General features: G+C 58.0%; 9 protein-coding genes and 1 pseudogene. 3 read left to right on the top strand and 7 right to left on the bottom strand.

Annotated elements, in window-relative coordinates; genetic code table 11:
• Positions 1-37: 37 nt before the first annotated feature.
• A complete protein-coding gene (gene bglX, locus IRZ56_RS07160) occupies positions 38-2,329 on the bottom strand; it encodes a beta-glucosidase BglX (protein ID WP_196144309.1) in 2,292 nt (763 codons plus the stop codon).
• Between the two features lie 225 nt (positions 2,330-2,554).
• On the opposite strand from bglX, the gene IRZ56_RS07155 reads away from it, so the two are divergent.
• Both IRZ56_RS07155 and IRZ56_RS07150 read left to right on the top strand, forming a co-directional pair.
• Complete coding sequence (locus IRZ56_RS07155; RefSeq protein WP_196144308.1) at positions 2,555-3,172, top strand: TPM domain-containing protein; 618 nt, start codon at positions 2,555-2,557, stop codon at positions 3,170-3,172.
• 98 nt (positions 3,173-3,270) lie between these two features.
• Positions 3,271-4,482 (top strand): class I SAM-dependent methyltransferase, encoded by a 1,212-nt coding sequence (locus IRZ56_RS07150; RefSeq protein ID WP_196144307.1) that lies wholly within the window; start codon positions 3,271-3,273, stop codon positions 4,480-4,482.
• A 20-nt stretch (positions 4,483-4,502) separates the two neighbouring features.
• Here the strand turns inward: IRZ56_RS07150 and IRZ56_RS07145 are convergent, their stop codons facing one another.
• The 6 genes and pseudogenes from IRZ56_RS07145 to IRZ56_RS07120 form a co-directional block, all read right to left on the bottom strand.
• Positions 4,503-5,414 carry an EamA family transporter gene (locus IRZ56_RS07145; RefSeq protein ID WP_196144306.1) on the bottom strand — a complete coding sequence of 304 codons (912 nt, stop codon included), beginning with the start codon at positions 5,412-5,414 and terminating at the stop codon, positions 4,503-4,505.
• The gene (locus IRZ56_RS07140) at positions 5,411-6,142 is read right to left on the bottom strand and encodes a hypothetical protein (protein WP_196144305.1); all 732 of its coding nucleotides are present in this window, start codon (positions 6,140-6,142) and stop codon (positions 5,411-5,413) included. The genes IRZ56_RS07145 and IRZ56_RS07140 overlap by 4 nt, the downstream gene beginning before the upstream one ends.
• 17 nt (positions 6,143-6,159) lie before the next feature.
• Positions 6,160-7,548: a saccharopine dehydrogenase C-terminal domain-containing protein gene (locus tag IRZ56_RS07135; protein ID WP_196144304.1), complete on the bottom strand. Its 1,389-nt coding sequence runs from the start codon at positions 7,546-7,548 to the stop codon at positions 6,160-6,162.
• Between the two features lie 539 nt (positions 7,549-8,087).
• Entirely contained in the window at positions 8,088-9,104 is a 1,017-nt protein-coding gene (locus tag IRZ56_RS07130) for a DUF4917 family protein (RefSeq protein WP_196144303.1), read from the bottom strand.
• A gap of 160 nt (positions 9,105-9,264) precedes the next feature.
• Positions 9,265-9,936, bottom strand: a pseudogene (cynR, locus tag IRZ56_RS07125) (transcriptional regulator CynR); the annotation flags it as partial.
• A 145-nt stretch (positions 9,937-10,081) separates the two neighbouring features.
• Positions 10,082-10,456, bottom strand: coding sequence for a hypothetical protein (locus IRZ56_RS07120; RefSeq protein WP_196144302.1), 375 nt, complete (start codon positions 10,454-10,456; stop codon positions 10,082-10,084).
• Between the two features lie 183 nt (positions 10,457-10,639).
• Here IRZ56_RS07120 and IRZ56_RS23450 point away from each other — a divergent pair, with 183 nt between their 5' ends.
• Positions 10,640-11,014, top strand: a complete 375-nt coding sequence (locus IRZ56_RS23450; RefSeq protein WP_419183253.1) for a BPSL0761 family protein — start codon at positions 10,640-10,642, stop codon at positions 11,012-11,014.
• Positions 11,015-11,055 lie beyond the last annotated feature (41 nt).

The raw sequence follows: 11,055 nt of genomic DNA, 5'->3' as shown, positions 1-11,055 counted from the left end.
CCTACCCCGCGATGGGGCCCGCACCGGCACCGCAGGCTTACATCAATTCGAAGCTCTGCTGCTGCACCGCCTCGGAGTCCAGGCCGACCTGGACGTTGAATTGCCCAGGCTCTGCGACCCGTTGCAACTGGCCATTGTAGAACTTGAGGTCGTCCTCGCTGATGCGGAAGGTCAAGGTCCGCGATTCGCCGGCCTTGAGCATCAGCTTCTGGAAGTTCCTCAACTCCTTGACCGGGCGGCTCATGGACGCACTGACGTCCTGCAGGTACAGCTGCACGACCGTCTCGCCGTCGCGCTTACCGGTGTTCTTTACCGTTACCTTGGCCTCGAGCGTACCGCCACGCTTGAGCTGCTGGCTGCCCAGGGTCAGGCCGGAGAGCTCGAAGCTGCTGTAGCTCAGGCCATAGCCGAACGGGTAGAGCGGGCCATTGGGCTCCTCGAAGTACTGCGAGGTGTAGTTGCCCGGTTTGCCCGGCGTATAGGGCCGGCCGATGCGCAGGTGGTTGTAGTACATCGGAATCTGCCCGACCGAGCGCGGGAAGGTGATGGCCAGCTTGCCGGACGGGTTGTAGTCGCCGAACAGCACATCGGCGATGGCGTTGCCGCCTTCGGTGCCGCTGAACCAGGTCTCGAGCATGGCGTCCGCCTGTTCGCGCTCCCACGCCAGAGACAGCGGGCGGCCGTTCATCAGCACCAGTACCAACGGCTTGCCGGTGGCTTTCAGCGCCTTGATCAGGTCTCGCTGCACCTTGGGAATTTCCAGCGTGGTGCGGCTGGAGGACTCGTGGGACATGCCTCGCGATTCCCCGACCACGGCCACTACCACGTCGGACTGCTTGGCAGCCTTCACCGCTTCATCGATCAACACAGCCGCGGGGCGAGGGTCGTCGACGATCTCGGGCGCTGCGAAGTTGAGGAAGTTCAGATAGTCGAACATGGCCTTGTCGCCGGTCACGTTCGACCCCTTGGCATACACCAGCTTGGCTTTGCCCGCCAGCGCGCGGCCCAGGCCTTCGCGCACGGTCACCGAGTGTTCCGGTTTACCGTCGGCGGCCCAGCTGCCCATCATGTCGATCGGTGCGTCGGCCAGCGGGCCGACCAGGGCGATGGTGCCGGCTTTCTTCAAGGGCAGGGTCTGGTTGCGGTTTTCCAGCAGCACCAGGCTGCGGCGCGCCACGTCCCGGGCCGCCTCACGATGCAGGCGGTTTTCGGCGTAATAGTCGGCAACGTCGTGCTCAGGCTTGCCGATACGCACGTACGGGTCCTTGAACAGGCCCATGTCGTACTTGGCGCCGAGCACTTCGCGCACCGCCTGGTTCAGCTCGGCCTGGGTCACTTCGCCGGACTTCAGCAGGCCCGGAAGCTCCTCGCCGTAGAGAGTGTCGTTCATGCTCATGTCGATGCCAGCCTTGATCGCAAGCTTGGCAGCCTCGCGGCCATCCTGGGCCACGCCATGGCGGATCAGTTCCTGGATGGCGCCGTGGTCGCTGATGGTCACGCCCTTGAAGCCCCATTCCTTGCGCAGCAGGTCGTTCATCAGCCAGGTGTTGGAGGTGGCTGGCACGCCATTGATGGAGTTCAGTGCCACCATCACCCCGCCAGCGCCAGCATCGAGGCTGGCGCGGTAGGGCGGCAGGTAGTCGTTGTACATCTTCGGCAGGCTCATATCGACGGTGTTGTAGTCGCGCCCGCCCTCCACCGCGCCGTACAGGGCGAAGTGCTTGACGATGGCCATGATGCTGTCGGGGTTGGCCGGGCTCGAGCCCTGGAACGCCTTGACCATCACCTGGCCGATCTTCGAGGTGAGGTAGGTGTCCTCGCCGAAGCCTTCGCTGGTGCGACCCCAGCGCGGGTCGCGGGCGATGTCGACCATCGGCCCGAAGGTCATGTCCAGGGAGTCGGCCGCCGCCTCGATGGCCGAGGTGCGGCCGACCTTGGCAATGGCGTCCATGTCCCAAGTCGCGGCCAAGCCCAGGCCGATCGGGAAGATGGTGCGTTCGCCGTGGATGGTGTCGTAGGCGAAGAACATCGGGATCTTCAGGCGGCTGCGCATGGCAGCGTCCTGCATCGGCCGGTTCTCCGGCGCCGTGCGCGAGTTGAAGGTGCCGCCGATGCGCCCGGCGGCGATCTCCTCGCGGATCTTCTCCCGGGGCATTTCCGGGCCGATGCTGATCAGGCGAAGCTGGCCGATTTTTTCGGCTTCGGTCATCTGGCCGATCAGGTGTTCGATGAACGCCTGCTTGTCCTGCAGGGGCGGTGCGGAGGGGGCGGCCAGGGCCACCTGACTGGCAAGGCCCATGGCCAGGCCCAGCAAAGACAGTTTCATCATGAATTCCGTTGTCGTGGCCAATGCCGTATCCACGAAGATACGCGCCCGGCCTGAGTTTTCTTGGCGGCTGTTCTTGTACGGTTCGCCGGGCGTTTCTTGGCCGATCCGCCCTGCAGGGTCCAATGCAGCGGCGGATTATGCCTCATCTGGGGCGTGTCATGAGATACACTCCCGCCGACCGGCTGCCGGGACAACAACTATAAGAACGACCGAGAGACCCAGGGCATGACTGTTTTCAACGAATACGAACAGCGCCAGATCGCCGAGGCCATCGCCCGCGCCGAGCAGCGCACCGATGCGGAGCTGGTGACTGTGCTGGCGCGGCGCGCCGACGATTACGCCTACCTGCCACTGTTGTGGGCTGCACTGCTGGCCCTGGCGATACCGGGCTTCGCACGCCTGGCCTTGGGTTGGCCCGATATTCGCACCTTGCTGGTGGCCCAGATGATCACGTTCGTCATCCTCTGCCTGTTACTGCGCAATCCGCGCCTGGCCAGCCACCTGGTACCGCGTCTGTTGCGCCAGCGTCGTGCGTCGGGCCTGGCCCGGCAGCAGTTCCTGGAGCTGAACCTGCAACGCACCGCCGGCGCGACGGGGGTGCTGATCTTCGTCAGCGAAGCCGAGCGCCACGTGGAGATCCTGGTGGACGAAGGCATTGCCCGTCATCTGCCGGACCAGGCCCGCGAGGCGCTCGTCGCGCGCTTCACCGAGCAGGTGCGCCAAGGGCAGACCCTGCAAGGCTTCGTCGAGTGCATCGAAGCGTGTGGCGAATTGTTCAGCGAGCATGTGCCGCCGACCTGCGCGCGCAACGAACTGCCCAACCGCCTGGTGATCCTCGACTAGCCGCGTCCATCGAGAAAGCCTTCGCGCAGGGCGGGCATCGACGTAGAATGCCCGCCATTGCGCGTTGCGCTCCCCGCATTTCGAGGCACCCACTTCCCATGTCCGCCACACCTTCCGCCACCACCGCGCCGGATGCGCGTGCCCAGTTCCTTGGCCTGCTGGCCGATGCCCTGCACGGGGGCAGCCTGGCCAAGCTGGTGCTGGCGCGCCCGGTCGGCGCCGACCAGACCCTGCAGCGGATCATCGCCAAGCCCGTGGTGGTCAAAGGCCAGCCGTGCCTGTCGCTGGTCTACCGTCACCAGACCCGCGACATCACCCGCAACCTGCCGCTGAAGGAGGCCCAGGCACTGGTCGCCGACCTGCTGCCAGAAAGCTTTCGCAATGCCCACCTGTTCACCGCAGAAGGTGAAGTGCAACTGGGCTTCAGCAAGAAGGGCAAGCCGATGCTCCAGCGCCATGTCGCCCAGCCGGCCCGTGAGCAGGCGGGCGCTGCCCACGACCGGGAGAAGAAGCGCTACCTGGAGCTGTCGCGGCCGTTCCTGCGCGACCTCGGCGTGACCGACGCCCAGGGCGCGTTGATTCCGTCGATGTCGCGAAAGTGGAAGCAGATCAACAAATTCATCGAAGTGTTCGACCATGCCCTGGCCAGCGCGCCGCTCGCTGCGGATCAGCCACTGCGGGTGGCGGACTTCGGTTCGGGTAAGGGCTACCTGACCTTCGCCATGCATGACTACCTGCGCAATACCCTGGCCCGTGAGGCGCAGGTGACCGGCGTCGAACTGCGCCAGGACATGGTCGATTTGTGCAATGCCGCCGCCGCGCGCCTGGATCACCCGGGCCTTGAGTTTCAGTGCGGCGACGTGCGCAGCGTGGTGCCGGAGGCCATCGAAGTGATGATCGCCCTGCACGCCTGCGACATCGCCACCGACTACGCCATCCACACCGGCATCCGCTGCAACGCCGCGATCATCATGTGCTCGCCGTGCTGCCACAAACAGATCCGCCCGCAGCTGCACAGTCCAGGGCTGCTGCAACCGATGCTGCAATACGGCCTGCACCTCGGCCAGCAAGCCGAGATGCTCACCGACAGCCTGCGCGCGTTGTACCTGGAGGCCTGCGGGTACGAGACCAAGGTGTTCGAGTTCATTTCGTTGGAGCACACCAACAAGAACAAGATGATCCTGGCGGTCAAGCGCCGGCAGCCGGTGGATAACCGCGCGCTGCTGGAAAAGATCGGGCAGCTCAAGGCGTTCTACGGGGTGCAGGAGCATTGCCTGGAGACGTTGTTGCGTCAGGATGGGTTGATTTGATAGTCCAGCGCCCTTCGATATCAGCCATCGTGTAATGATATGACGGCAACGCCAGCTACGATTACCAGAATGGATGTGGTTTTGCGTAATAGGCTGGTCGGTGCGATGTCCTCGGTTAGAAGAGTTGGAAAATAGCGGGTGGCAAGGAACCCAAACAGTAGGACAAATAAGGGGTGTATGCTGACGACGACGGATACCAACGCAGCACCACCGCCCGCAGACAGAGCCGCCATAAAGAATATATAGCCGCCGACATCGAAAGTGTTGGTGAGGCCGAAGACCCCAAACTGCTTGAGGTTAAACTGCTTCAGATCATGCGTGATCAGCCTTCGGCAATGAGGAATCAAAAGCAGCAGTAAACCACCGAGCGCGTAACCTAGAAAGTTAAAGAGCAGCACGGGCGCTAAACTTGTTACTTTAAGTATCTCGTCTGAAATTACTGTTGATGCTGCGCCAAAAAAAGCGGAAACCAAGATCATCATGATGTGCTTTTTCTGGCCTAGACCGTCAAGGGTCTTACCAGATGCGCATAGCAAGAGGATACCACTCGTTATCAATAAGAAACCTCCCATTTGCCCGTATGTGGGGATGCTATTGAATAGCAGTGCTGAAGCGATGAGTACGAATAGAGGTTCGGATTGGTGAATCGGTATGACAATCGACACATCCATGTCTTCTAGGGAGTAGCTGTAGGCGAAGTATTGCAAAAATATAGCAATGCCTGAAATTAAGTTTATGCAGGCGAAGGCTACGTCTAGGTCTTTGGGCCTTAGGAAAGCATAGATAATGGCGGCGAAAAAAATATTTCCAATGCTCAACAGGAAGATAAAAGAGATGTAATTGGATGTTATGTTATTGATTGCAAATTTATCGATCATGTTGGACAGGCTCCACAGCAGTGGAGCCATGAGTGAAAAAAATAGCCAGCTCATGACGCTTTTCCTAGGGTATCAAGTATCGTTGTTCGGCTTTGATGAAAAAGCACGTTCGAGAAGTCGTCTGTGTCATGGTCGAATATAAAGGTATTTTGGTAAGTGAACGCATGGCTGCTCTCAAAGTCGATGATGTCGCTCAAGAAAGCTGACGCCTCTTCGAACCTTGATGTGTGGTGGAGTTTTAAAAGTTTAATAGCGTTTCCATAATGAGCCGCTTCATCCCTTGCGGCATGCCTTATCCAGGTTGATAAGCAGCGCGGGCCCAGGCTGTCATAAAGCTCAAAGTCTTGTTTGTAGGCTCTTGTGCTGGTGATTTCGTCAAAAGCAATGGATAGCAATATGGTAAATTCGTCGCGCAGGAACGGGGAAATTAATTCGAAGTCAGGTTTCCTGGACTTGATTTTCTGGTCAATATGTTCTTCGCTTTGGGCATAAAGGACGCTGTTTATTTTGCGAAGTCCCCGGTAGTGATTTTGTTCGTCAAGATGCCATAAGCAGACAAATTCGAGGAATTCATCGCTAAGGAACAAGTCTTCTCGCCTAAGAAGGTAAGTCAGGAAGTGTCTTGAGTCGAACTCTGAGCTCATGTCGTGCCAGAAATTTCGTTGGCGTATGTTGATTCTTTTTCTGCAACCGGTAATTGTATCTGGCGTTAAATCTTTCAGCAGCTCTACAGAGGACCAGTCGTAGCACTTCAGGTTGATGGCTGTTTTTGTATGGTTCATGGGCGCACTCCTTGTGCTTACTCTAAGAAGTTTTCGAATTGCCAAGCATCATCGGAGTTGGATTCGCTCGGAAACAGAACTTCTTTGTTACAAGTGGGTATCCATTCCGTGTAGACGCCGACCATGTCGCCTAGGTAGCGTCGAGAAATATCAAGCGCAAACGCGAAGTCCATTTCTTCCGCCTCCACGATGCCTCGCTTGGGGTGTTTAAGCGCCCACTTTATGCCAGCAAGAACGCCAGCTGCTACTTGTAGTGTGGTGGCTGAGCTTGCAGGGTTCAACGTCTGAGCGGTAGTGTTCTTCAGCACGGAGCCGTACCAATACGCATTTTTTTCATGCCCCATGAGAAGTACGCCGAGATAGTCGGCACCACTAATTATTTCATCACCTTTTAACACGCGTCTGTGCCGCTGCGGCCTCAATGAGTTGCCGTTGAGTTCATGCACAGATAGGATTGCATCGTTGCATGGATGATAGGCATAGGTTACGGTCGGTCTATAAATTTCTTGGTCGTTGGGCCTATATGTCAGATAGTCAGATAACGAGAGGGATTCATTGTGGGTGATAAGAAATCCTAAACACGGGCCGCATGCCGGTGTCCAGGTCTTTATCCGGACGGAAGTGCCTGGACGGTTCAGGTAAATTGATTTTTTACACGTGGGTGTATGAAATTTAGCACCGTCAGGTAGTGTCTGTTCATGTGTCCCCCACCCGAGCTCTGAGGGTTGGCATCCTTCTCCAATAAATCCATCCACAGACCATGTGTTTACAAACTCATCCGGATGCTTTGCGATCTTGGCTGCTTGAGTGTCATGCTCGGCGATGTGTATTGTTTTAATGTTTAGTTTCCAGGCCAGTTGCGCCCACTCTTGGCGCGTAGCAGGGATGTGATCGCTCGCTCCCATCAAATCATGTCGAAGGTTGAGCAAGGCTTGTTTGACGAAGTGCGATACCAAGCCGGGATTTGCTCCATGAGCGATGACAGCCGTTGGTCCATTGCGAAACAGCCGTTTCTCCGCGAGAAGGTGCGCTCGCAAAGAGTGGTTCGTTCTTTTTTGGAGGTCTATATTGCTGTTTGTATAGTGCCCGGCCCATGGTTCAATGCAGGTGTCTAAGTATAGAGCTCCTTTCTCTTGGCAAAATAATACGAGTGGGAGAGTTGCGACATCGACGGAAAGATTGATGAGGCAGGTTTCCTCATCTAAATCTTTGAGGGTGTTCGTATAGTTTTCTTTTGTCAGCGCTTGGTTGTGCCAGGTTATAGTGAGCCCATGTGTACGCGTTTGTCTGTCTTCAATGCAAGGCGCAATGATTTTCAGTGATGTGATTGTCTGACCCAGTTCGCTGACGAGAATGGGTAAGAAAGCAGCGGATACCGCCCCGTAACCAATAATTATTATCTTCATCTGCTGGCTCTGTTTGGTTTTAGTCGTGAATGCGTGTGAGCGGTTCGAACTTTATGGTGCATTGCTTGTGAGACTGCTCAGGCAATGTGTGAGCCAGATAAAACAGTAGGAGGCAAAATGGGTCAACGCTTTTCGGGAGGGCTATTGTAATTTCAGCGCGGGACTACAGATGGGGCCTAAAATTTTGTAGGGAGTTTCTTATTTATGGCGGGTGGGGGCGATTTTAAATGTTCAGTGTTTGTGGGTGCGATCAAGCACATGTCCTGCAGGATGAGTCGAGGCAAGAAAATACGTAGAGCCCAAAGCGAATGCATAGGCACTGGGTCTGACCAGATCAGCTTGATAAACGACTAGGATGTTACGGTGATAATGCCGCGATGGATGGCGGCTAACATGCTACTTAGTGATGGCTTGGTGCCTGACCATCGCTGCATGCACCTTGATGGATATTCAGGGCAGTGTGCCACAGACTGTTAAAACAGTTGCTCATGAGACATTATCAATGCAGTGGGAATGTCGGTAGATAGAATCAGGGTGGCTTACCGCCGCTGCATGTAATCCGCGGGTACCTCGATCGCCAATTCCGGGCTACCCAGCGGATGGCTGCTGGCATCGAAGAAATGCAGCTCCGTTTCCGGCATGTCGGCAAACCGCTGAACGAAATGTTGCTTCTGGTTGATGACCGATGCTTCGCTCAGCGGCCGGATGGCAATCGACAAATGCCTTGGCCGAGCCTGACGGATGGCATCGAGCAGGTGCTGGTCGCTGGCGTCCAGATGCTGGCCGAACAGGCACAGGCCTTCGCGTTCCTCGGCCAGTTTCCCCAGCCCCCACGACAGGTAGTCCGACGCGCGAATGGCGCGCAGTTTTTCTTCGCTGCGGCTTTCATTGACGAACAGCGGCACCTCGCCGGGGATGTTCACGGCAAACCCATCGAGCAGTTCGCTGCACTCGGCGCTGCGCAGGCGCGTGGTGCCGTCGGGCAGTTTGAGCAAGTGCAGGCCACCGTGCAGGTGGACGACCCGTGTCCCTTCGCCTGCAGTACGACGCACGTCGAAGAAGCCCTGTTCGTCGAACAGTGCGGCGAAGCCTTCGGGCGCTTGCTGCATGGCCCAGGGCAGCACCAGGTCATAGTTGCTGGTGTAGACGTTGCGATAGTCGCGTAGCGCCTGGTTGATCGTCGCCAGCGTATTACCTGGCACCCGCGCCCAGGGCAGGTGCACGGCGCGTATGGCGTGGATCAGGGCTTCCTTGATCGAGTAGTAGCGGTTCAGCGGTGCGGTGGAGTTGATCGCCAGCGCGGCATTGGCACGCACGGTGGTGTTGAGGATACTCAGGACCGGCTCGAACAGCTCGGTACCCAAGGCCTTGAACAGCGCCTGGTCGCTTACGCCCAGTGCCTTGTGACGGACCCGCTGGGCCTCCTCGAACAACGAGAAGTAACCGAACGGCTTCCACAAGGCGCGGCTGGCGCCGTTGCCCAGCAGCAGGGCAGAACAGGGGTGGCGGTCGTTGAGCACCTGCCAGGCGGGCAAGTGGGCATCGAGAGCGGGCATGATGAGTCCATTAGGCTGGGCGAGAAACGCGGGGACTTTAGCATGCCGGGCACCTTGTGCGGGACAGCCTCCGTGCAATCGCCCGGCCGGCCTTCGCCGTAGATGCCGCTCTTGGGCATGCTTCGTCGAGTGCGGGGCATGCCCTTTTTGTTGACTGTGCTCACACCTCCTGCAATGCCGTTGCCACCTGCATCGCCACCTCGATGAAGGCACGCGCGGCGGCTGTCTGGTAGGCGCCCTTGCGCTGCATGAGCACCGCCGTGCGCTGCAGGTGCAGCGGCTCCAGGTCCAGGGCGGTGAGGTCGGCATGAGCGTTGGCGAGGTTGGCCGGCAGCAAGGTCGACAGTGTCGTGCGGCGCACCACCTCGATCACCGCCCCGATGGCGTTGGCCTCCATCGCCACCCGTGGGCGTACGCCCTGCTCGCGGAAGTAGCGGTCGATCTGCTCGCGGGTGGCGAATTCGCCGCTCAGCAGCACCAGAGATTCTGCGTCCAGCGCCTGTCGCGAGACACGACGGTGCTTGGCCAAGGGGGGGGCCTCGCCGACCACCAACGCCAGGCTCTCGACCAACAGCCGCTGCGCCGCGATGTCCTGGGCATGCACGGGGTCGAATGCGATCCCTACATCCAGCTCATCGGCCAGCAACAGCGCTTCCATGTGTTCCTGGGCGATTTCGCGCAAGGTCAGGGTGATGTTGGGGTGGCGGCGATGAAAGGCCTCCACCAGCGGGCCGATCAGGTAGGTGGTGAAGGTCGGCGTCACGGCTACCCGCAGCGCACCACGGCTCAGGTCGGCGACGTCATGGATGGCGCGCTTGTCCTCTTCGAGCTCGAAACGCAGAAGGCGCCACCAAGCGTGCAGCCAAAGAGACCTGGGACGCCCGAATCTAGCCGCCCACAACCTCGGAAGATGATCGAAGGTTCGTTGCTCACGGCTGGTCTGGATTGACTATGATCTCGCGCTAAGTAGTTGCAGGTCAGTCCTCACGCTCAGCTTCGAGTTCTGTTCTGTTGGTGTATAGGAAGTTGTTCGCCATCCCTCGCTCTACCCATTTCAACACAGCCCGCTCAACCAGCCTGTGGGTTTGGTCGATGGTCAACAGGTTGCGGGTGGAATGGGTGAAGGTTGGGGCGAACCACCGTTCACCGTTGATTGGGAGCTCGAAATCGAAGAGGTGAACATGCGGGCCGGTACCATTCCAATTCTTGATGGCGTCGCTGGCCAGCTTTCTCATGTCGCGCGCTTGTACCCGCATGAAGGCATTCAAGACTACGACATGGTGCGCTCGCAGTAATTTGAGGAACTCATCGACCTCTACGTCGGCGTCGTCATTGATAAAGACCTGATACATCGAATTGTCCTTGCTGTTGCTCGTGGATCATTGGCAGGTCATCCCTTCCAGGTCACGCTGGCATTGCTGCGTTCCTTAAAAGACGCCTGGAGGAACGTGGCGATCGCCAATCGCACACCAAGTTAAAAATAATATGCCCAGAAAGGGGCAAAGTGGGCTGTTTATCTTGCTTCAGGGCGGCGTGTGATTGTGGCGGTCGAGTACAATAGCCTCCCATCAGCAGTGTGCGGTCATGTGTGGCCGCAGCCTCTGGTTACTGGAGTGCGTACAATCGCCACCGTTGCCACTCGTCAATTCCTGAAGAACCTCAGCCAGGATTCGCGACTTCCTGAAGATGTCAAAGCGACTGTGCGGCAACTGTTGAAGCACTTTCCAACATCTCAGGAAGTGCTAACGCTGGCGAAGCGTGAGAGCTATCTTCAAGAAACTGTGGGGTGGGGATCAGCCATACCCTTTTCGCCTTGGGTGAAGGCGATGAGGTGGCGAAGCTGCAGGCGCTGGTCGAGTCTGAAGAGCAAGCGCTGTAGGCCGCATGCCAACTGCTTTCCGTCAAGCTAGTAAACCGATTTATCTATCAACGCTTTTCTCGTAAACCGGAT

This window comes from Pseudomonas guariconensis, from assembly GCF_015680235.1.
Taxonomy (GTDB): domain Bacteria; phylum Pseudomonadota; class Gammaproteobacteria; order Pseudomonadales; family Pseudomonadaceae; genus Aquipseudomonas; species Aquipseudomonas guariconensis_A.
The sequence above is the reverse complement of the archived record's forward strand: the minus strand, read 5'-3'. Positions and strand labels throughout refer to the sequence as shown.